This window comes from Ochrobactrum sp. SFR4, from assembly GCF_019730395.1.
GTDB lineage: Bacteria > Pseudomonadota > Alphaproteobacteria > Rhizobiales > Rhizobiaceae > Pseudochrobactrum.
The window spans coordinates 26455-48981 of the sequence record NZ_JAAPBB010000018.1 but is presented as its reverse complement, the minus strand read 5'-3'; the positions used below and the strand labels follow the sequence as shown (position 1 = coordinate 48981).

General features: G+C 51.6%; 21 protein-coding genes. 9 read left to right on the top strand and 12 right to left on the bottom strand.

The features are described from left to right. The 9 genes from HBA93_RS16040 to HBA93_RS16000 form a co-directional block, all read right to left on the bottom strand. Positions 1-1148: enoyl-CoA hydratase-related protein (locus HBA93_RS16040; RefSeq protein WP_221723910.1), on the bottom strand; the 1148-nt coding region annotated here is incomplete at its 3' end. 45 nt (positions 1149-1193) lie between these two features. Next, positions 1194-1589: a RidA family protein gene (locus HBA93_RS16035; RefSeq protein ID WP_221723909.1), complete on the bottom strand. Its 396-nt coding sequence runs from the start codon at positions 1587-1589 to the stop codon at positions 1194-1196. Beyond that, positions 1582-1998, bottom strand: a complete 417-nt coding sequence (locus tag HBA93_RS16030) for an acyl-CoA thioesterase (protein WP_221723908.1) — start codon at positions 1996-1998, stop codon at positions 1582-1584. The genes HBA93_RS16035 and HBA93_RS16030 overlap by 8 nt, the downstream gene beginning before the upstream one ends. Before the next feature lie 10 nt (positions 1999-2008). After that, complete coding sequence (locus HBA93_RS16025; RefSeq protein ID WP_221723907.1) at positions 2009-3187, bottom strand: acyl-CoA dehydrogenase family protein; 1179 nt, start codon at positions 3185-3187, stop codon at positions 2009-2011. A gap of 3 nt (positions 3188-3190) precedes the next feature. Next, positions 3191-4042, bottom strand: a complete 852-nt coding sequence (locus HBA93_RS16020) for an enoyl-CoA hydratase family protein (RefSeq protein WP_221723906.1) — start codon at positions 4040-4042, stop codon at positions 3191-3193. Continuing rightward, the gene (locus HBA93_RS16015; RefSeq protein WP_221723905.1) at positions 4039-4839 is read right to left on the bottom strand and encodes an SDR family NAD(P)-dependent oxidoreductase; all 801 of its coding nucleotides are present in this window, start codon (positions 4837-4839) and stop codon (positions 4039-4041) included. The genes HBA93_RS16020 and HBA93_RS16015 overlap by 4 nt, the downstream gene beginning before the upstream one ends. Positions 4840-4856: 17 nt before the next feature. After that, the gene (locus tag HBA93_RS16010) at positions 4857-7190 is read right to left on the bottom strand and encodes a bifunctional salicylyl-CoA 5-hydroxylase/oxidoreductase (RefSeq protein WP_221723914.1); all 2334 of its coding nucleotides are present in this window, start codon (positions 7188-7190) and stop codon (positions 4857-4859) included. A gap of 156 nt (positions 7191-7346) precedes the next feature. After that, a complete protein-coding gene (locus HBA93_RS16005; protein ID WP_121993211.1) occupies positions 7347-8966 on the bottom strand; it encodes an AMP-binding protein in 1620 nt (539 codons plus the stop codon). Between the two features lie 112 nt (positions 8967-9078). Further along, positions 9079-9582: a MarR family winged helix-turn-helix transcriptional regulator gene (locus HBA93_RS16000; protein ID WP_221723904.1), complete on the bottom strand. Its 504-nt coding sequence runs from the start codon at positions 9580-9582 to the stop codon at positions 9079-9081. A 164-nt stretch (positions 9583-9746) separates the two neighbouring features. Between HBA93_RS16000 and HBA93_RS15995 the strand changes: the two genes are divergently transcribed. The 6 genes from HBA93_RS15995 to HBA93_RS15970 all read left to right on the top strand — a co-directional run bounded on the left by HBA93_RS15995 (position 9747) and on the right by HBA93_RS15970 (position 15450). Further along, positions 9747-10625 carry a hormone-sensitive lipase gene (locus HBA93_RS15995; RefSeq protein ID WP_286201987.1) on the top strand — a complete coding sequence of 293 codons (879 nt, stop codon included), beginning with the start codon at positions 9747-9749 and terminating at the stop codon, positions 10623-10625. A 121-nt stretch (positions 10626-10746) separates the two neighbouring features. Continuing rightward, positions 10747-11895: an ABC transporter substrate-binding protein gene (locus HBA93_RS15990; protein ID WP_121993209.1), complete on the top strand. Its 1149-nt coding sequence runs from the start codon at positions 10747-10749 to the stop codon at positions 11893-11895. A gap of 156 nt (positions 11896-12051) precedes the next feature. After that, positions 12052-12972 carry a branched-chain amino acid ABC transporter permease gene (locus tag HBA93_RS15985; protein WP_221723903.1) on the top strand — a complete coding sequence of 307 codons (921 nt, stop codon included), beginning with the start codon at positions 12052-12054 and terminating at the stop codon, positions 12970-12972. A gap of 72 nt (positions 12973-13044) precedes the next feature. Continuing rightward, positions 13045-14025, top strand: coding sequence for a branched-chain amino acid ABC transporter permease (locus HBA93_RS15980; protein ID WP_221723902.1), 981 nt, complete (start codon positions 13045-13047; stop codon positions 14023-14025). Then, entirely contained in the window at positions 14018-14767 is a 750-nt protein-coding gene (locus tag HBA93_RS15975) for an ABC transporter ATP-binding protein (RefSeq protein ID WP_221723901.1), read from the top strand. Before HBA93_RS15980 ends, HBA93_RS15975 begins: the two co-directional genes overlap by 8 nt. Then, positions 14767-15450: an ABC transporter ATP-binding protein gene (locus HBA93_RS15970; protein ID WP_502910128.1), complete on the top strand. Its 684-nt coding sequence runs from the start codon at positions 14767-14769 to the stop codon at positions 15448-15450. Before HBA93_RS15975 ends, HBA93_RS15970 begins: the two co-directional genes overlap by 1 nt. A 94-nt stretch (positions 15451-15544) precedes the next feature. On the opposite strand, the gene HBA93_RS15965 is transcribed toward HBA93_RS15970, so the two are convergent. The 3 genes from HBA93_RS15965 to HBA93_RS15955 form a co-directional block, all read right to left on the bottom strand. Continuing rightward, complete coding sequence (locus HBA93_RS15965) at positions 15545-16234, bottom strand: DUF899 domain-containing protein (RefSeq protein WP_221723900.1); 690 nt, start codon at positions 16232-16234, stop codon at positions 15545-15547. Positions 16235-16417: 183 nt separating this feature from the next. After that, positions 16418-17494 carry an acyltransferase family protein gene (locus HBA93_RS15960; RefSeq protein ID WP_221723899.1) on the bottom strand — a complete coding sequence of 359 codons (1077 nt, stop codon included), beginning with the start codon at positions 17492-17494 and terminating at the stop codon, positions 16418-16420. Positions 17495-17805: 311 nt separating this feature from the next. Beyond that, a complete protein-coding gene (locus HBA93_RS15955; RefSeq protein WP_221723898.1) occupies positions 17806-18783 on the bottom strand; it encodes a 3'-5' exonuclease in 978 nt (325 codons plus the stop codon). A 392-nt stretch (positions 18784-19175) separates the two neighbouring features. Between HBA93_RS15955 and ahpC the strand changes: the two genes are divergently transcribed. The 3 genes from ahpC (at position 19176) to HBA93_RS15940 (ending at position 22307) form a co-directional block, all read left to right on the top strand. After that, the gene (ahpC, locus tag HBA93_RS15950) at positions 19176-19739 is read left to right on the top strand and encodes an alkyl hydroperoxide reductase subunit C (protein ID WP_221723897.1); all 564 of its coding nucleotides are present in this window, start codon (positions 19176-19178) and stop codon (positions 19737-19739) included. 80 nt (positions 19740-19819) lie between these two features. After that, complete coding sequence (ahpF, locus tag HBA93_RS15945) at positions 19820-21388, top strand: alkyl hydroperoxide reductase subunit F (protein WP_221723896.1); 1569 nt, start codon at positions 19820-19822, stop codon at positions 21386-21388. Positions 21389-21401: 13 nt separating this feature from the next. Next, complete coding sequence (locus HBA93_RS15940; protein WP_221723895.1) at positions 21402-22307, top strand: LysR substrate-binding domain-containing protein; 906 nt, start codon at positions 21402-21404, stop codon at positions 22305-22307. The last annotated feature ends 220 nt before the right edge of the window (positions 22308-22527 follow it).

Here is a 22527-nt window from a genome sequence, read left to right as displayed (position 1 = left end):
ATCACCAGATCAGCACCGGCAAGCGCGTTGAGATCAACACTGACTGTGCAATTTGCTCGCTGCTGTTCTAGCGCCTGTTCACTGAGGCGGCCGGACTGAAACTGCTTGTTCAGCAGTGCTGTGATGCGGACAAGACCGGCATCTGCCGCTTCCTGTGTCGGCTCATAGCCGATAAGCTGATAGCCAGCGGCAAGGGCCGCAACCGCAATTGCCGAGCCCATCATACCCGTGCCGGCAATGCCGATTGTAGCAACCGGCCGTGGCACTGTACCGGCAGGCAGATCATGCTTTCCGGCTTCGCGTTCGGCAAAAAACACATGCCGCAAGGCTTTAGCTTCATCGCTTTCACGAAGGCGCAGAAATGTGGCGCGTTCTTCGGCCAAAGCTTGTTCGGCAGAGAGTGTTGCCGCCAGTGATACCAGACGCACGGCCTCGGTAGGGGCTAAACGTCCACGCGCTTTGGCAAGAATTTTTGCCGCTGTCTGTTCAGTGTTTGCAGGCTGAACAGACAAAGCCAATGTGCGGCGGGGTTCTTTGCCCGTATGGTACTGTGCTGCCTTTTGTGCCGCATAAGTCAGGTTCTCAGGTGTTGTGATTTCATCAATCAGGCCATTCTGCAGCGCTTCCTGTGCGGAAATAGTTTTGCCCGATGCGATCATGTCGATTGCAACATCAAGGCCGGTCAGCCGTGGCAGACGTTGGGTTCCGCCCGCACCCGGCACAAGCCCGAGTTTTACTTCTGGCAGGCCGAATTTGGCCTTTTCAACAGCCAGCCGGTAATGGCAGGCGAGGATAATCTCGCACCCGCCGCCAAGAGCAGCACCATTAATGGCGGCAATCACCGGCTTAGCGGATGCTTCAATCCGTGCTGTCACCTGTGGCAAAGTCGGCTTGCTCGGCGGCAGATCAAACTCTTTGATATCCGCACCGGCAGCAAAGAATTTGCCTGCACCACGCAGAGTGAGCGCGCGGATCTCGGCAGACTTCTCCGCCAAGTCCAGCACCTGCATTAGTCCTTCGCGGATGGCGGCTGAAATCGCGTTCACCGGTGGATTTGCCAGTGTGAGATGCAACACACCATCCTGCACCACACCGGTAACGGCAGATGAAAAACTGATCGGCTGCTGCGTGTCAGAAGGGCTGTGCATTATATGTCCTGTCCGGATTTTCAGTCGCTTACTCAGGCAATTACTTCAGTCTGGCACGACAGCTGTGGCCTGAATCTCGATCTTGGCACGATCTTCAATCAGCCCTGCCACCTGGATCGCCGCCATCGCCGGAAAATGTTTGCCGATCACATCGCGATAGGCCTGACCAAGGCCACGCATATTGGCTTTGTATTCCTGCTTGTCGGTGAAATACCAGGTCATGCTGGTAATATGTTCCGGCCCTGCACCATCTACTGCGAGAATGGCGACGATGTTTTTCAGGGTCTGGTGAACTTGCTCGACAAAATCATCGGTTTCAAATTCACATTGTTCATTCCAGCCGATCTGGCCACCGATAAAAATGGTGCGCCCGCGTGCCGAGATGCCGTTGGAATAGCCGATCGGGGCAACCCAGTTATCCGGCTGTAAAATCTTATGCATGAACTGTCTCCAGATGATTGAGAAGCGCGGCGCGGATATCATCGGGCCATGCGCGGGCTTTATGAGTTGTGCTTGAGGTGGCGACGAGCTTGTGTTTCGCCGTCCATAACAGATCGCCATTGGCGCGCACTTCATGGTCGAGCGAGAGCGAACTGCCGCCAACCGCAGTGACTTTAAGCGTGGAGTCCAGCAGGTCGGCATGGAAGCCGGGTTTTACAAAAGTCAGATCAAGCCGCACTGTTGGTGTTGCGATTTTCCGGTCATGATTGAGGCTTTTCCAGTCCGCGCCGATTGAGGCGAAGAAGTCTTCCAGAACCCCGATCAGAATATTCAGATAAGACGGAAAATAAGCGATGCCCGAAGGATCGCAATCGCCGAACCGCAAGGGTTTTGTGGTGTGAAAAGCCATGATCCGCCCTTTAAACCGTTTTCAGCAATTCGCGGGCGATAATCAGTTTCTGAACCTCTGTCGCCCCTTCATAAATGCGCAAGCTACGGATTTCCCGATAGAGCTTTTCGGTAATTGCACCGCTTTGCACACCACGTCCGCCAAACATCTGTAAAGCGCGGTCAATAATCATCTGGGCAGATTCCGTCGCAGCCATTTTCGCCATCGCCGCCTGTTGCGTGGTTGGCAGTTTCTGCACATCGCGACGCCATGCGGCGCCGTAGGTCAGCAGAGTTGCGGCCTCCAGTTCTGTCGCCATATCGCCAAGCGCTGCCTGTGTTAGTTGCAGATCGCTGAGTGTTGCGCCAAATATCTGCCGGTTACGCGCATGGTTGAGAGCTTCATCCAAGGCGCGGCGGGCAAAGCCAAGGGCGGCGGCTGCCACGGAAGCGCGGAAAATATCCAGCGTGCGCATGGCAATTTTAAAACCTTCGCCGCCTGCACCCAAACGCCGTGAAGCGGGGATACGGCAATTCTCAAAACGGATTGTAGCGAGCGGATGCGGCGCAATCACCTCAAGCCGCTCAGCAATAGAAAAGCCCGGATCAGTGGCATAGACCACAAAGGCCGAGATGCCGCGTGTGCCCGCAGCTTCACCTGTGCGGGCAAAGACAGTGTAAACATCCGCGATGCCGCCATTGGAAATCCAGGTTTTCTCGCCGTTGAGAATATAATCATCGCCGTCCTGTGCTGCGGCGCATTGCATGGCGGCGACATCGGAACCGGCTTCTTTCTCCGACAGGGCAAAGGCAGAAAGCCATTCGCCGGAAGAGATTTTTGGCAGAATATGCTGCTTTAATGCATCCGATCCGGCAAGGCCGATCGCGCCGGTGCCAAGCCCCTGCATGGCAAAGGCAAAATCCGCCAATCCGTCATGCCATGCCAGTGTTTCGCGCGCCAGACAGACCGAGCGGGAGTCAATCTCGGTCTTGCCGCTGTTGCCCGTAACACTATCGAGCAATCCGGCTTGCCCAAGCAGTTTCACCAGTTTACGGCAGGCAGCATCTGTGTCGTGGTGATCGATGTTTTTTAAAACACCGGATGCGGCAAATTCATCGAGTTTTTGTGCGAAGTCGCGTTGCTGCTGCTCAAAAAACGGTAGTTCCAGGTGTTCATGAACGGGGGCTTCGCGGCAAGCTGTATCTGACATGGTTCAGTTCCCTTCAAATTCAGGGCGGCGTTTGGCGGCAAAGGCCTCAAATGCACGGCGGAAATCCTGTGTCGCCATGCAGATGGCCTGCGCCTGCGCTTCCGATTCAATCATTTCATCAATACCCATCGCCCATTCCTGAGCCAGCATGGTTTTGGTAATGCCATGTGCAAAATAAGGGCCGTCAGCGAGGGTTTTGGCGAGTTTTTGTGCCTCTGCCAACAGGTTTTCACCATCATGCAGATGGTTGTAGAAACCCCAGTCTTTGCCTTCGGTGGCCGACATGAAACGGCCGGTATAAAGCAGCTCTGCCGCACGACCCTGACCGATAATGCGGGGCAGAATTCCGCAAGCACCCATATCCGCACCGGCAAGGCCGACGCGGGTAAACAGGAATGCGGTTTTCGCCTCATGGGTGGCAAGACGCAGGTCTGAGGCCATTGCCAGAATGGCACCGGCACCGGCGCAAATCCCGTCTACAGCCGCGATCACCGGCTGAGGACATTTGCGCATGGCTTTTACCACATCGCCGGTCATGCGGGTGAAGGCCAGGAGTTCCGGCATCGGCATTTTGGTCAAAGGTTCGATGATCTCGAAGACATCACCGCCGGAAGAGAAATTACCGCCCGCTCCGGTCACCACTACGGCACGAATATCCGATGCATAGGCCAAATCGCGGAACAGATCACGTAGCTCCGCATAGCTTTCAAAGGTCAGCGGGTTTTTACGATCAGGGCGGTTGAGCGTGAGGGTGGCAACGCGCCCGTCTTCACTCACCTCCCACAGAAAATGCTGTGCCTGATAATTTTTAAAAGCTTTCAGATGACTGTTCATGCTGATGATTTGTTCGCTCATCCTGCCAATACCTCGCCACCGGCAATTGCAATTGCCTGTCCGTTAATTGAGGCGGCATCAGGGGATGCCAGCCATAAGACTGTGTGTGCCACTTCCTCCGGTTTAATCAGCCGGTTTTGCGGATTGGCTTTTACAAAATGCGCCAGTGCTTCTTCTTCAGAGCGACCGGTTTTTTGCATGATCTGTGCAATGGCTTCACGGATAATCGGCGTATCGGTAAAACCGGGACAAACGGCATTGACGGTAATGCCTTTTGTTGCGAGCTCCAGCGCCAAAGCGCGGGTGAGGCCGATTACACCATGTTTTGCAGCGCAATAGGCCGAGACATAGGCATAGCCGGTCAACCCTGCCGTGGATGCAATATTGATGATACGCGCATTTGTGCCATAGGCCTTCAGATCGGGCAGCACGGCCTGTGCCACCTGAAAAACACCGGTCAGATCAACCGCAAGTACCTGCGACCACATCTCGAGGCTGGTTTTTTCAAAGGGTGCGGAGGGCGCTTCACCGGCATTATTGATAAGAATACTCACGGGCCCGAAAGCCGCTTGTGCCGCCTGCAAACCTGTGCTGATCGCCTGCGTATTCGTCACGTCAAAACCGCTGGCGACAAAACAGGTTTTGCGTCCCGCAGCCTGATCGAGTTCCGCGGCCAGTGCCGCCAGAGGCTCATGCCGCCTGCCGGACAAAGTGACATTGGCACCGGACAAAGCAAAGTCACGGGCAATTGCCGCACCGATGCCACTGCCCGCGCCGGTGATTAAAACATGTCTGCCGTGGAATTTATTATTGCTCATATCCGGTCTCATTCTGGTTATTTCAGTGCGGCAGCCGCAGCGGCTTCACGAGCCAGATTGGTTTCATACTGGGTTTTGCCGGAGTAATATTGCTTCGGCCATGGCACGGAGGTCAGCCCGATTTTTGCCGCTTCATGCAATACCCAAGCGGGGTCTGCGAGATGCGGGCGGGCCACGGCGCAAAGATCGGCACGCCCTGCGGAGATTACCGAATTGGCGTGATCGGCTTCCGATATCGCACCAACAGCAATTGTCGGGATGCCTATCTCATTGCGGATTTTGTCTGAAAACGGGGTCTGGAACAGACGGCCATAAACCGGTTTTTCATGTTTAACGACCTGACCGGACGAACAGTCGATGAGATCGGCACCGGCATCTTTAAACAACTGCGCAAAAATTGCTGCATCATCAGGCGTATTGCCGCCTTCCGCCCAGTCATGGCAGGAGAGACGCACCGAAATCGGCTTATCCTGCGGCCAGACCGCGCGAATGGCCTTGAACACTTCCAGCGGAAAACGCGCACGATTGGTGTGGCTGCCTCCATATTCATCTTCACGCTGATTGGTCAGCGGCGAGAGGAAACTGGAGAGCAGATAACCATGTGCGGCATGGAGTTCCAGCCAGTCTGCGCCGGTACTTGCGGCAAGCTCAGTCGCGCGCACAAAATCAGCAATTACCCGATCCATATCTTCGCGCGTCATAGGCTTCGGCTTCTGGCTGTTGACCAGATAAGGCTCAGCCGAGGCCGAAATCAGTGGCCAGCCGTTTGCTTCATCAACCGGCTGGTCAATGCCCTCCCATGCGGGTTTGGTAGCGCCTTTGCGCCCTGCATGACCCAGCTGAATAGCCACTTTGGCATCGCTGTTCTGATGCACAAAATCGACGAGACGCTTCCAGCCGTCGCGCTGCTCTTCGTTCCACAGTCCCAGACAATTCGGAGTGATACGCGCATCAGGGGAAACGCAGGTCATTTCCGCAAAGATCAGACCGGCACCGCCGAGTGCACGGGAACCGAGATGCACCATATGGAAATCATTGATCAGACCATCGGTTGCCGAATACATCGCCATCGGCGACATGACGATACGGTTCGCCAAGGTTACACCGCGCAGCTGATAGGGCGTGAACATCGGTGGCACATGACGTGTACTGCTGTTGCTCTCTACCGGCAGGCCTGATTTTTTGGCAAACCAGTTTTCATAGCCCTGCAACCAGTTTTTATCGCGCAGACGCAGGTTTTCATGGCTGATACGCTGTGAGCGTGTCAGCATGGAATACATGAATTGCTCCGGCTCAAAATGATCCGCATAGCGCCGGCCAACCACCTCAAACCATTCCATCGCATTGCGTGCAGCATTCTGAATGCGTGCCACATCCACACGGCGGATTTCCTCATAGGTTTCCAGCGCTGCAGGAATATGACTTTTGTCATGACCGTGCAGGTTAAACTGGTTGGTCAGTTCAATCGCATCATCAATCGCCAGTTTGGTGCCGGAGCCGATGGCAAAATGAGCGGTATGGGCAGCATCGCCCATCAGCACCACATGGGAATTGCCGTTATAATGGCTCCACTTGCCGCAGATCAGCCGGTTGAAATTCAGCCATGCCGAGCCGCGCAAATGCCGCGCATTGGTCATCAGCGGTGCACCTTCCAGCACTTCCGAGAAAAGGCTCTCGCAGAAAGAGATGGAATCCTGCTGTGACATCTCGTCAAGACCATGCGCCTGATAGGCTTCTTCTGTGGTCTCGATAATGAAAGTCGAGGTCTTGTCGTCGAATTTGTAAATATGCGCCTGAAACCAGCCATGATCCGTCTTGCGGAAATCAAAGGTAAAGGCGTCAAAGAGCTTATTGGTGCCAAGCCAGATATAACGGTTTGGCCGCACGATCATATCCGGCTCGAATATATCGGCATAGCGGTGACGGATTTTAGAATTCAGCCCGTCAGAGGCGATAATCAGATCAGCATCGGGATATTGCGTATCTGCATCCACATCGGTTTCAAATATCAGCTCAACGCCCAGATCTTCACAGCGTTTTTGCAGAATATTCAGCAGTTTTTTGCGACCGATACCGACAAAACCATGACCGCTTGTGCGCTGGCGTGTGCCTTTGAACAGCACTTCAATATCGTCCCAATGGTTGAACGCGTCCTGAATTTCCGCCGCACTGGTTTCATCCCAGACCTTCATCGCTTCCATTGTCGCATCGGAAAACACAACGCCCCAGCCGAAGGTGTCATAGGGTTTGTTGCGCTCGACCACGCGGATGTGATGCTCAGGATGGTTCTTTTTCATCAACAGGGCAAAATACAGTCCGGCCGGACCGCCACCGATACAAACGATACGCATGGTCAAATTCTCCCCTTGAATGCTCTGTTTCCCGTTATACGGCCACAGTCATTTTTATGATGTGCGGTGGTATCAGGTATCGGCGCATAATTTATTTTATACTTAAAACATATGGATGGAATGGATTTGGTCAAGTGATAAATTTGCATGATGCGCTCAGCCTTGCTTGCGCAGCATGAAGCGCTGGATTTTGCCGGTTACGGTTTTCGGCAGCGCGTCGACAAAACGGACAGAGCGGGGATATTTATAGGGTGCGATCAGCTTTTTAACGTGATCCTGTAAGGCTTTGACCGTTTCAGGAGATGGCTGAGCACCATTGCGAAGCACAATATGCGCTTCAACAATCTGGCCGCGCTCTTCATCATTCACGCCGATCACCGCGCATTCCTGCACATCTGCATGGGCGAGGAGGGCGGCCTCAACTTCGGGGCCTGCGATATTATAACCTGCAGAAATAATCATATCATCTGCACGGGCGGCAAAGTGGAAATAGCCGTCCGCATCCTGAAAGAAACTGTCGCCGGTCAGATTCCAGCCATCGCGCACATAGGCCTTCTGGCGTGTATCCGCGAGGTAACGGCAGCCGGTCGGGCCGCGCACTGCCAGACGGCCAATTTCCCCGCGCGGCACTTCCTGCATATTTTCATCAACGATTTTGGCCTGATAACCGGTAACGGGCTTGCCTGTGCGGCCGGGTCCGGAATCGCCTAAACGGTTGCTGATAAAAATATGCAGCATTTCGGTCGCGCCGATCCCGTCCAGCATCGGTTTGCCGGTCTTCTCTACCCATGCCTCATAAATCGGGGCGGGCAGGGTTTCCCCCGCTGAAACCGCAATGCGCAAGGATGACAGGTCGGCACCCTCATTCATTGCCTGCAACATCACGCGATAGGCTGTCGGGGCTGTAAAGCTGATGGTCGCCTTATAGGTTTCAATCAGCTCGATCATCTTAGGCGGTGTCGCCTGTTCCAGCAGTGCCGCGGCTGCCCCGAAACGCAGCGGGAAAATGGCCAGTCCGCCCAGACCAAAGGTGAAAGCAAGTGGTGGTGAGCCGACAAAAATATCGTCCGGCTGCACATTCAGCACTTCCCTCGCATAAGTATCGGCAATCAGCAGCAGATCACGGTGAAAATGCATGGTGGCCTTCGGCTCACCGGTTGTGCCGGAGGTAAAGCCCAACAGTGCCACATCATCGCGTCCGGTTTTTACCGCATCAAAACGCACCGGCTTGTTGAGAGCCGCATGGTCAAGTTCCGCATCGTGATTGGCGGTGCCGTCAAAGCCGATCACTGTTTTAAGAAAAGGGCTTTTTGCCGCGCAAATCTGCAAATCTTCCAGCAGTCGCGTGTCACACAGCGCCAGCGAGATTTCTGCTTTATTGACGATTTTTGTCAGTTCATCTGGACGCAACATCGGCATGGAATTGACCACGACCGCGCCGGCTTTGGTAGCTGCCAGCCAGCAGGCAACCATGGCCGGATTATTGGCAGAACGGATCAAGATGCGATTACCGGGCTGCACGCCGTAATCTTCAACCAGCACATGGGCAATGCGGTTGCTCCAGTCGGTGAGTTCCTTATAGGTGCGTCGCCGCCCGTTGCCGATCAGCGCTGTATGGTCGCCGAAACCTTTTTCCACCATGGCATCGGAAAGTTCATATCCGGCATTGAGCCATTCGGGATAGGTGATGCCGCCGGATGACAGTTCCGGCCAGTCCTCAACCGGAGGCAGGTTATTTCTGGTAAAATGGTCTGTATGCGCCGTTGGTCCAAGCATTTTTTGTTCCCCTGCGAGCTTTTGCCCGCGTCGTTATTTTTTAAAAAATGGCGGCAGATGATGTGTATTTTTCGTAACGGATATCCTGATTATTCGAATGTGCTGATGCCGGTTAAGCCAGATGGTCGTGCTCGTCCTGCAAGGCCAGCGCATGTTCGATTGTGTCGATCACTGTAACCAGTTCTGCCGATTGTGCCGGTGACAGCACGCTGAAAATCTCGCTGATCCACTGCTCATGGGCTGCGGCCATGGCTTCAAACTCTTCGCGCCCCTTCTGGGTAAGGCGCACCAGCATGGCGCGCTTGTCGCCTGCAACCGGAACCCGCAAAACGGAACCATCACTGACCAGCCGTTCAACAATACCGGTGACATTGCCATTGGAAACCCGCAAGGCCGCAGACAATTCAGTCATTTTGAGGCCGCTTTCAAACCGGTACAGCGCTGCCATCACGTCGAAACGGGGCAGGGTCGTATCAAATTCCTGACGCAGTTTTTCGCGGATGACCGCTTCAACATGCTTTGTCGATTTGAGAAGTTTCAGCCAGTTGCGCAGGCTTTGCTTATCGGAAGCACGCCCGCCTGCCACTGTTTGCTGCTGGTTTTCGGCACTTTTCATGGTTTCACTCCGTTGCCGCCTGCAAAGATTTCTGCATTCGCGGGGCGACTGATTTCTTTTATGGTGTCACTTACAAAAATAATTTCAAGTATGAAATTTCATGCTTGAAATTATTTTTTATTTATGGAGATATTTGAGAGGCAGTCATGACGGAGGAACGGGGAATGCAGATCAGAGCGGCAGAACCGGTTTTAAAAACCGCGCCCGCTGAACCGGATAGTCCAGCCAATAAAGACTGGGATCTGGCCTATTCGAATGTGCTGCATGTCCCGAATTCTGCGCAATTTCCTCCGCAATGGCAGCAAAGATCACAAAGTTTTCGCGAGCAGATGCAGGCACAAAACCGGCTGATCGCTGATGTGCGCTATGGGTCGGAAGAGCGTAATCTTCTGGATATTGTGATGCCGCAGGGGCAGCCGCGCGGGTTGGTTGTGTTTGTGCATGGCGGCTATTGGGTGCGCTTTGACAAATCCTATTTCACTTATCTTGCTGCCGGTGCCGTTGCACATGGTTTTGCCGTAGCGATCCCGTCTTATACACTTTGCCCGCAAGCGAAGATCGGTGAAATTACTGCTGAAATTGGTATGGCGATTGTGCAGGCTGCATCAATGGTTGCAGGCCTGTTACATCTGACAGGGCATTCAGCGGGCGGGCATCTGGTTGCGCGTATGGGAACAGTTACGACCCCTCTGAGCCGCAGCCTGCAACAGCGCTTGCGTAAAATCGTACCGATCTCGGCGCTGAGTGATTTACGACCTTTGCTGAATCTGAAAATGAATGATGATTTCAGGCTCGATTTGGAACAGGCGCGCAAGGAAAGTCCGGCTTTGCTTGAGCCTCTGAACGGTATTGATGTGACAGCATGGGTTGGCGCGGCGGAATTGCCGGAATTTATCCGGCAAAATCAGGCGCTGGCTAATTTGTGGAGCGGTTTTGATCTCTCAATTGATGAAGTGGCGGAACCGGACAAACATCATATGAATATCATTGACGGTCTGGCAGACGCAGACCATGTGCTGACGCGCAGATTACTCTGTTTATAAGGATACAGGCTTAATTTTGCTTCGGAAATGGCAAAAGCGGAGGGAGAAGCAAAAGCAGGCTTGTAAGTAATGGCATTTTATTATTGAACTGCATAATAACAATAATCGCGAGGGAACACTGATGAAACGAATTACTCTTGGCTTATCAACGGCCTGTCTTGGTCTGGGGTTGGCATTTTCCGGTTCTGCAATGGCTGAACCTCTGAAAATCGGCATGATCACAACGCTTTCCGGCGGCGGTGCCGGACTCGGCATTGATATTCGTGACGGCTTTCTGCTGGCGGTCAAACAATCCGGCAATAAAGATGTCAGTGTGATCGTTGAAGATGATGCACAAAAGCCTGAACTTGCTGTGCAGATCGCTGACAAAATGGTGCAGAGCGATAAGGTTGATATTCTGACCGGTATCGTCTGGTCCAATCTGGCCATGGCTGTGGTGCCAGGTGTTGTTGCGCAGGATAAAATCTATGTTTCCACCAATGCCGGCCCGTCTGCGCTGGCCGGTGCCAAATGCAATGCTAATTATTTCAATGCAGCCTATCAGAACGATAATCTGCATGAAGCTGTCGGCAATTATGCCAATACCGCAGGCTATAAAAACAGCTTTATTCTGGCGCCGAACTATCCGGCAGGCACCGATGCTCTGACCGGTTACAAGCGTTTTTATAAAGGCAAACTGGCCGGTGAAATTTACACCAAAGTCGGCCAGACCGATTATGCTGCCGAGATTGCTCAAATCCGTGCTTCCGGCGCCGATTCAGTATATTTCTTCCTGCCGGGCGGCATGGGCATTGCTTTCATGAAGCAATATTCACAGTCGGGCATGACCATTCCGGTCACCGGCCCCGGCTTCTCCTTCGATCAGGATGTGCTCGGTGCGATCGGTGATGCGGCTGTGGGTGTGAAGAACTCTTCCCACTGGTCAAAAGATCTCGATAATGAAGCCAATAAAGCCTATGTCGAAGCCTTCAAAAAAGAATATGGCCGCCTGCCTTCGCTCTATGCAACACAGGGCTATGATGCAGCCAATCTGATCCTGTCCGCTGCCGCTAAAGCGAGTGTGAATGACAAGGATGCTTTCCGCGCAGCAATGAAAGCGGCGGATTTCAAGTCTGTTCGCGGCAAGTTCAAATTCGGCAATAATAACCATCCTATTCAGGATATTTATATGCGCGAAGTGATCAAGGAAGACGGTGTCCTGACTAATAAGATCGTGGCAACAAGCTTTACCGATCATCAGGACAACTATGCAAAAGACTGCAAGCTCTGATGCAACCGGATGCGGCGACAGTGTGAACTGTCGCCGCTATGCGTTCAGACTGTCTTCAGCACCGGCCGGACTGTTGCCATAACAGGTCTTCGGGCGGCATAGGTGGCTTTTTTCAAAGATATTTTATGAGAACCAATCAACAGATCGGACGCGGTTTTGTCTTCTGCACTTTTAATTGAGCAGTTACTCAACGGGTTGCAATTCGGCGTTATGCTGTTTTTGATGGCAGCCGGCCTGACCCTGATCTTCGGGGTTATGGGTGTTATCAATCTTGCGCATGGCTCATTATTTATGGTCGGCGCATTTGCCTGCGCCGTTGTGGCTGCGGCAACCGGCTCTTTCTGGCTCGGGCTCATCGCCAGCCTGATTGCCGCCGCTGCTGCTGGTGCAATCATGGAAATGGTGCTGATACGCAGATTATATAATCGCAGTCACCTCGATCAGGTTCTGGCCACCTTCGCTTTAATTCTGATCTTCTCCGATGCGACGCGCTGGATCTTTGGTTCATTCCCGCTTTATCTGGATATTCCGCCGCTTTTGCAGGGTTCTGTTACGCTGCCCGGCGGTTCGCAATATCAGTTATATCGACTGGCGATTATCGGTGCAGGTATAGCTGTTGCCGTCGGGCTGTATTTTCTCATTGCAAAAACCCGTCTTGGTATGCGCATCCGCGCCGGTGAGGCAGACCGTGAAATGATCGGCGCATTGGGCGTTGATATTGCAAAGCTCAACACGATTGTTTTTGCATTAGGTGCGGCACTTGCAGGCCTTGCAGGTGCACTGGTCGGGGCGCTGCAATCCGTACAGGTCGGCATGGGCGAGCCGGTATTGATCCTCGCTTTTGTGGTGATTGTGATCGGTGGTATCGGCTCGGTTAAAGGCGCGCTGGCCGGAGCAGTTCTGGTCGGCGTGGTGGATACGATGGGGCGCTTTTTGCTGCCCAAACTGTTCGCAGTCTTTATGGAGCCGTCGCAGGCCGCGACAGCGGGAACCGCGCTGGCATCTATGCTGATTTATATTGTCATGGCGATCATTCTCACGGTGCGCCCACAGGGATTGTTTGCAGCCAATGGATAATTTCACAATGTTTTTTTCATGCTGTGATGCAGTTCGAATGCTGGCAGGTAAGACATGTCAGGAGCAGGCACAATGACACGCGAAACATTGATAAGTCTGGTTTTTGCGCTGGCATTGCCAATCATTGCATTGATTGCCAATCAGATGGGCGAGATATTTTATATCTCACTGGTGACGCGTATTGCCATTCTGGCACTGGCAGCCACAGGACTTAATCTGGTGCTTGGTCTTGGCGGTATGGTGTCTTTCGGCCATGCTGCATTTTTTGGCATCGGCGGCTATATTACCGGCATTCTGGCCAGCCATGCTGCTGACGGGTCGGCGCTGATGAACTGGCCAATGACGATTTCAGGCAGTGACCAGATGCTGATTATCTGGCCTGTTGCTATGCTGGTTGCCGGTCTTGTTGCGCTGCCAATCGGAATTATCAGCCTGCGCACATCGGGCGTGTATTTCATTATGATTACACTGGCTTTCGCGCAGATGATTTATTACTTCGCGATTTCATGGCCGGCCTATGGCGGTGAGGACGGTTTGTCGCTCGCATTGCGCAATAATTTTCCCGGCGTGAATACGCTCAAACCGCTGAGCTTTTTCCTGATCGCTTACGGCGTTTTGATGGTAGTACTGTTTCTGTTTTCACGTATCCGTAATTCCCGTTTCGGTGCAGCTTTGGAGGGTGCGCGGCAGAATGAATTGCGGCTGGCTTCCGTTGGTATTGGTCCGTTGCGTATCAGGCTGGTCGCCTTTGTATTGTCAGCGATGATTACGGCACTTGCCGGTGCTTTATTTGTTGACCTCAACCGATTTGTCAGCCCGTCCATGTTGTCATGGCATATGTCGGGTGAACTGATTGTGCTGATTATTCTTGGCGGTACAGGCCGTTTGTTTGGCCCTCTGATTGGCGCAGTGCTTTATGTATTGTTTGAATTCGCACTTGGCGGGATGGTTGAGCATTGGCAGCTCTTCTTCGGACTGATCCTACTTGGTGTTGTGATGTTTGCGCGTGGCGGCATTATTGGGCTTGTTGCAGGGAAAATCCGTTATGGCTGAGACTGTTCTGGACATTAAAAACCTGCGTAAAAGCTTTGGCGGGCTGAAAGCGACCGATGATGTCAGTCTGGATTTACGCAAAGGGGAAATCCATGCGCTGATCGGGCCGAACGGAGCCGGAAAATCCACTCTGATTGGTCAAATTGCCGGTACGATTAAGCATGACAGTGGCACAATCCGTTTTGACGGGCAGGATATCGGCTTGCTTGGCGTGACACAGCGTGCGCAGTTGGGGCTGGGGCGGACATTTCAGGTGTCCTCGCTGATGCCGGAATTTTCCGCCTTGCGAAATGTCATGCTGGCTTTGCAGGCATGTCAGGGTTCCAGTTTCCGCTTCTGGAAACCGGTGATGCAGGATGCGGCTTTAAAAGATGAGGCTGCGGCCATTCTGGATCGTGTTCATCTCGGATCACGGATGCTGGTGTCCAGCGCCGAACTTTCTCATGGTGAGCGCCGCCAGCTTGAAATTGCAATTGCATTGGCTCTGCGCTCCAAAGCGCTGCTGCTGGATGAACCGATGGCCGGAATGGGGCCTGAAGGCTCCAAACAGCTGACGGCATTTCTGGACAAGTTACGCCATGAAGTGCCGGTACTGCTGGTTGAACATGATATGGATGCGGTTTTTGCTTTGGCCGACCGGATTTCCGTTCTGGTTTATGGCCGTGTGGTTGCTACCGGCACTGTGGCTGAAATCCGCAGCAATGCACTTGTGCGCGAAGCCTATCTCGGGGAGGCGGTCTGATGTTGCTGGAACTCAATCAGGTAGAGACATTTTACGGCGCTTCACAGGCACTTTTCGGAATTGATCTGCATGTGGAAAAAGGTGAGGTCGTTGCGCTGATGGGACGCAACGGTATGGGAAAAACCACCACTATCCGTTCGGTTTTCGGATTGACGCCGCTACGTCAGGGCAAGATCAGTTTTATGGGGCGCAATATCTCCGTACTGCAACCCTATCGTATTGCTCGGCTGGGGCTGGGGCTGGTGCCGGAAGGAAGGCGCTGTTTTCCAAATCTGACGGTTACGGAAAATCTGCTGGCGTCTGCCCGCAAAGGGGAGTGGACGATTGAGTCTGTCAATGAATTATTTCCCCGTTTGAAAGAGCGCAGCCAGCAACAGGCGAATACTTTATCCGGCGGTGAGCAGCAGATGCTGGCGGTTGGTCGGGCGCTGATGACCAATCCGGAATTGATCGTGCTGGATGAAGCGACCGAAGGCCTTGCGCCAGTGATCCGGCTGGAAATCTGGAAGGCTGTGCGCGAACTGAAACGGCGCGGTCAGTCCATTCTGGTCGTCGACAAAACGCTGTCGGAATTGCTGCCGGTGGCGGATCGTTGTGTTGTGCTGGAGCGTGGACGCACGGTCTGGCAAGGCATATCCGGTGAAATGACGGCCGATATTCAGGACAGATATCTCGGCGTTTAATTTGTAGTGCAAAAACGGGTCTCTCCCCGAACATATTTGTTCAGAGAGAGACTGGTAAAATCTGCCAGCCGGTGAGAATGCAGTTTAGAGCAGTTTAGCGCTCATATTCGTCGTGGCGCCGGTTCCAGACATATGGCTCAGTCTGCGGCCATCCGGCTGGTGAATCTTCCCAAAACTCCTGACGACCATAAGGAGTCAGGTCCAGATAGGTCCAAAGGCTGCCGAGATATTCGACCCCGCGTGCACCGGTAAAATAGGTGCGATAGATATTTCCACCATCCCGCAGAAAAACACTGATACCGTGTATTTCCTGCAATTTGTCCGGTGTGGCCGGATCACTTCGTGTAGCACCCATATCCTGATTAAAATCGCTATGCTGTGATGAGTACCAGTTCGGATATTGCCAGCCCATGCGCTTCTGATAGTTTTGTAGTTTTTCTAACGGTGCGCGTGAGATTAAAACGAGCGATGTATCCCGTGCGTTGAGATGTGCGGGATGGGTCATTGCATCCACAACCCATGAGCAACCGTCGCAACCCGCCCGCCATTCAGGGGCAAACATAAAGTGATAAACAATCAGCTGTCGCCGTCCTTCGAAAAGGTCTGCCAGACTCACATCACCTGAAGGTCCGGTGAAGGAGTATGTCTTGTCGATTTTAACCATCGGCAGGTGCCGTCGTTGTGCATTCAGCTGATCGCGCGCGCGGGTAAAAGCTTTTTCCCGACGGATTTGCTCTTCAAGTGCGGATTGCCATTCATTCATCGAAACAATTTCAGGCAGCATTTCAATAAGCTCCTATTGTTGATGGTCTTGTTTTAAAATCTTCTCAGATACCGGGAGATAAGGTGGACAGGCCTGTATTCCAGCACAGCTGTGATCAAGGATCAGGATGTCTGTTGTACCAGAAATGCGAGCCGTTCACCACTGTGCTAAAAGAGCTGATATTAGCGCCGGAGAATCCGGCTGTTAAACAGCTTTGATGAGTATACGGCTCTGTTTTCTGCTGTTCATTAATGTTCTGCAATATTGTAAGAGCGGCCGCTCTAAGAACCAATATAGCAAACATCCGGCAATAATCGTTGCGCTGAAGACCGCGAGGTAAATAAAATGCGGACTGAACGAAACATATGCAGATATTTTAATCATCACTTTAGAGAACAGGCCGAGAAATGCCAGATGCGTCAGATAAATCGTGTAGGAAGCATCACCGATCAGGCTGAGAATTTTAAATCTCGTAGTCCGGAGCCCGTTTTTTTCATAAGACACCGCCCCCAGAATGAGCAGGCCGAAGCTGACAGCATAAATGATCTGGAGGTGCTGATAGCTGATACCGTGATTTTCCAGAATATAGACGAAAATAAACAGGACTAAACCGGACAGAAAAGCCGGCTTGAGATTGATGTTTGTCAAACGATGAAAGGCATAAAAGGCTGCCATTCCAATAAGGAAGTTAAAATTTAACGGTGAAAAATAAGTGGTTAAAGCCGATCTTGAGCCTTCTTCGGTATATTGAAAAACTATGCCACCGGTCATCAGCCATGCAGCCAGGATAATTATACCAAATGTTCTGTTTAGAATAAGCGTTGCAAAAATCAGGTAAAATGCAAGTTCGTGAATAAGCGTCCATGCCGGTGTGATCGGTAGTTCGAAACTATCGAGACGAATTAAAAATATTGTCGATATCCAGTTGCTGAAACTTTCCGGCACAATGCTCGCGCTGCCAAATCCTAACGCCACTAAACCACAGAAGATCGCTGTATAAAGCCAATAGACAGGAAAAAGACGCGTGAAGCGTTTCAGCAGATAGTCAGAGACACGCTCCGGCTGATTGATATCTTTGTGATGTGCAAAAACAATAATAAAACCTGAAAGTACAAAGAAGAAGTCGACACCTAATTTTCCGCGATGCATAAAGTTTAAAAAAACCGCATCATTAAGATAGCGGGGACTGCCGAGCAGCAAAGAAAGGTGGAACGCAACAACAGCCATCGCAGCCAAACCACGCCCATACTGTAAAGATTTGAGTTGAATCTGCGCATTCATGGTTAGTCCTCAAAATAAAATTATACTTTGAGTTTGATTATAATATAAATTTAGATGTGAAAAGTTATTCAAATCTTTTAATAAATATTTATATATTGTAATTTAATTTATATTATAAGTATTTATCTAATATTTTAGATTTTCAGATATTAAATATAATTAATTTACTATTTTAAATAGGTTATTATTTAATCAGGAGTATTTTCATGGTGCCGAAATATATGCGTTTACGTTACAATAATATATTTGCATGCCGCTATTATAGCGGCATGCAGTTAAATATCGAGCCGGAACAACAGGAAAGAGGGTGATTAACGGCTTTTAAAACGATCCTGTGCTGTCAGTCTTATTGACAGTGGTTCAGCATCTTTCCAGCGGTAGATTTCCGTTTGGAGATAGTGCAACTCGTCGGCATAATTGTCTTCGTCAACTTCAACCCACCACGCTTTGGGGCGGCCGTCATTGCCGTCAGACCACCTGTAGCCCCGTTTTTTCAGATGATCTTTCATGTCAAAGGGACTGTTTTCCGCATAAATTCTGACCCGGGCTTTGCGGCTGGATTTGAGCAACTCAGTAAAAGGAACAGTTGCTTCCGCCCCGACCGGCCGGATCAATACTTCCAGCAATGCGTGACAATCATCGGTTGCACGGTGGCCGTTGTGAAATAATCCGCTTTGGCCAACCAGGTAACCCAGTTTGCTGCCTTCAAAACCAAATCCCGCCCATTGTACTTCCGCAACGGAACATGCCCATGCTTTGGACGCGAATAATGGGGAAAGCTTTTCGCAGAACGGTCTGTCAAATCCGGCATTATGGGCAATGATGAGATCAGCAGGTTCGATCATCGCCTCCAGTGATCGGAGATCAAGTATCTGTCCCAGCACCATTTCATCAGTGATGCCTGTCAGGCGGGTAATCTCTGCCGGAATTGGCATTGTTGGTTGCTGCATTCCGTTGAATATGCCAACCACATCGCCAAAAGCACCGTCATCATTATAGGTAAAAGCAACAGCACCGACCTCGATAATCTGATCAGTCGTATGGTTCAGTCCGGTGGTTTCTGTGTCAATGAGAATTGCAAGCCGCTCAAACGGGCTGTCTTCCCTCTTGATAACCGGGCGCGGTGTCAGTTTACGGAGAATGCGAAAACGTCCCGTTTCTTCCAGCTGCTGCGCTAGGGCCTCTTCATTTGCCGGTATAGACTTACGATTAACGACAACAGGTGGCACATCAACCGGATGGCTGGTTTTCGCGTCAAACATATCAAACTGGATTGGTTTTGAATTCATACCGTAAATCTTATCACTGGGACTTTAGAATGCGCATATTCTAATTAATCTTGGCAATTAAAGTCAAAGTCCATTTGCCAGACAGGAATGTCGGTGTTTTTTTAAAAGAAGCCTGACTGAGACTAGGCGTAATGCGTAGCTCAGTTCATTGCTGTGAGAGCAGAGATTTCCACAGAATCCAGCGCATTGAAGAAATTGCATAGCTGCTATGCAAAAATGATGACTATTAGAAAGCCGGCGAAATTTCTTTCTAACTTATTGTTTTAATTATATTTATAGAATTTTTATGTGCTGATAGTTAATGTCTATCAATTTTATATGATTAATTGACTTTATAAATTGCGCTTTAGCCTCTATACGGAGCCCAGACAATATTCTGACAGGAGTGCACAATGGCAACCGTAAACACACAGATCAAACCTTTTATCGCGCAGGCTTACCGTCAGGGTAAATTCATCTCCGTGACTGAAGAAGATGTATTGGGCAAATGGGCCGTCTTTTTCTTCTATCCGGCTGACTTTACATTCGTATGCCCGACCGAACTGGGTGACGTTGCAGATCATTATGAAGAACTGCAGAAAATGGGTGTTGAGGTTTATTCGGTTTCCACCGATACGCATTTCACACACAAAGCCTGGCATGATTCATCCGACACAATCGGCAAGATCAACTACACCATGCTCGGCGATCCGAGCGGTGTTGTAACCAACAATTTCGGCGTTATGCGCGAAGGTCAGGGTCTTGCAGACCGCGCGACTTTCATCGTTGATCCGGATGGTATTATTCAGGCCATGGAAATCACTGCTGAAGGCATTGGCCGTGATGCTTCTGATCTCGTGCGCAAGATCAAAGCCGCTCAGTATGTGCGTTCGCATCCGGGTGAAGTTTGCCCTGCAAAATGGCAGGAAGGTGAAGCGACCCTTGCTCCTTCGCTCGACCTCGTCGGCAAAATCTGACGCGCCGTAAATAATAAAACGGGCAGCTGTTTCCCGCAGCTGCCCGATTATCTGTGATAGTTTAGCAAGAGGAACTCAGTATGCTCGATACGAACTTGAAAACCCAGCTGAAGGGCTATCTGGAACGTCTGGTGCGGCCGGTTGAAATCATCGCCTATGCCGGAGATGATGCCAAATCGCATGAGCTGCTGCAACTTCTTGAACAAATCCGCGAACAGTCAGACAAGATTACGATTAAGCGCGGCGATGTGGCCGGTGCACGTGTGCCGTCTTTCGCACTGACCTCACCGGGTGAAGACATTCATCTGGTTTTTGCGGGCCTTCCGCTTGGTCATGAATTTACTTCTCTGGTGCTGGCTCTTTTGCAGGCCGGTGGTTATCCGCCAAAGGTCGAGCAGGCACTGATCGACCAAATTCGTGGCATCAAGGGTAATTTCCGTTTCGAAACTTATTATTCTCTTTCCTGCCAGAACTGCCCTGATGTTGTGCAGGCGCTGAACCTGATGGCCGTGCTTAATCCGGGTATTGAACATGTAGCTATCGACGGCGCGCTGTTTCAGGATGAAGTTGCTGAGCGTCAGGTTATGTCGGTACCTTCCGTATTCCTGAATGGTGAGGTATTTGGTTCCGGACGTATGGGTGCCGAGGAAATTCTGGCGAAGATCGACACCGGCGCAGGTGAACGTGCTGCCGAAGCGATTAATGCACAGGCACCTTTCGATGTACTCGTCGTAGGTGGTGGTCCAGCCGGTGCAGCGGCAGCGGTTTATGCCGCGCGCAAAGGTATCCGTACCGGTGTTGTTGCTGATCGTTTTGGCGGTCAGGTGCTGGATACGATGTCGATTGAGAATTTTATTTCTGTTACCCATACAGAAGGGCCAAAACTTGCCCGCGCTATGGAAGCGCATGTGCGTGACTATGATGCCGAGATTATCAATGGCCAGCAGGCTGTTAAGCTGGAGCGGATTTCCGAAGGCTTTAAGGTGACACTGGCTTCGGGCGCATCTCTCACCAGTACTTCTGTTGTTTTGTCGACCGGCGCACGCTGGCGCAAAATGGGTGTGCCGGGTGAGGAGCAGTATATCAATAAGGGTGTTGCTTTCTGCCCGCATTGCGATGGTCCGTTGTTTAAAGGCAAGCGCGTCGCCGTGATCGGTGGCGGAAATTCAGGCGTGGAAGCCGCGATTGATCTGGCGGGTCTGGTCAGCCATGTAACGCTCATCGAATTTGACAAGGTTCTTCGTGCTGATGAAGTGCTGCAACGCAAGCTGAAAAGCTTGCCGAATGTGACTGTTCTTACATCTGCCAAGACCACAGAAGTGACCGGTGACGGTAAGCGTGTTACCGGCCTGACCTATGAAGACCGGATCAGCGGCGAAACCCGCTCACTGACACTGGAAGGTATTTTTGTGCAGATCGGTCTTATGCCAAATACTGAGTGGCTGAAGGATACCGTCTCGCTGAATGCGCGCGGTGAAATCATCACGGATCTATACGGTGCAACCTCGGTTCCGGGTGTATTCGCGGCAGGGGATTGTACAACTGCGCCTTACAAACAGATTGTGATTGCGATGGGTGAGGGGGCAAGGGCATCACTTGCAGCCTTCGATTATCTGATCCGGTTGCCTGCCGAGGAGCAGGCGGCTTAATGCGCGGTCTCGCATGAATCTCCGCGAGCTCGAATATCTGGTTGCGCTGGCTGAGCAGCGCAACTTTCATCGCGCGGCGGAAGTCTGCAATGCCAGCCAGCCGACCCTTTCTGCGCAGATCCGCAAGCTTGAAGAAGAGCTGGGCGTTATATTATTTGAACGCTCATCGCGCGGACTTATTCTGACGCAAGCCGGTGAAGCGGCAGTGAGACGCGCACGAATAATTCTTCATGAAGTGACGCAATTGCGTGATGAAGCTGCGGGGCATTGTGCTGACGGTACACGACGCTTGCATCTTGGTGTTTTTCCGACACTCGGCCCTTATCTTCTGCCGCATATCGTACCGCAGTTTATGCGTCATTTTCCATCGATGGAAATTTTACTGACGGAAGAAAAAAGCACCGTTTTATTGCAGCGACTGATCGACGGGCAGATTGATGCCGCATTGCTGGCATTGCCTGTTGAAGACCCGCATGTGACCGGACGCAAATTATTCAGTGAGCCTTTTCATCTGGCTGTACCTTCCGGTCATGCTCTGGCGGGACAAGACCGCTTATCGGCAGATGCGCTTTCCGGCCAGCGTCTGATGCTGCTGGAAGAGGGGCATTGTCTGCGCGATCAGGCGCTTACATTGTGCAGACGCTATGGCGCACATGAATATGACGGTTTTCGCGGTACCAGCCTCGAAACTTTACGTCAGATGGTTGTTGCGGGTATGGGGCTTACCTTATTGCCGCAATTGGCGTGTATCGGAGCAACTGCGCAAAACCACATCGCTTTTTTACCTCTCGAGGCCGACGGCTTTCAGAGAAATATTGGTCTTTACTGGCGCAGATCAAGTAATTCCGGTGATCTGATGGAAAAACTCTCATCCATCATCGCCGGTGTTGTAGCAGAACTTATGCCGCAACAGGCCTGAGATGCGCTGAACATATGGCAGCGCACCCTGATTTTAGCGTAAATTCCAGAGGCGATAATGCGGAATGAGCGAAGTTCGTACCGTGCTTTGTCACCACCATCGTTTCCGGTTGAGATCATCGCAGGATCATCATTATTCATCAGGCGCTGTATGAACGTGCTGAGAATTACAGGCGAGATTATGCCAACACAATCCGCCTTCCTAACTCATTATAGGGAGG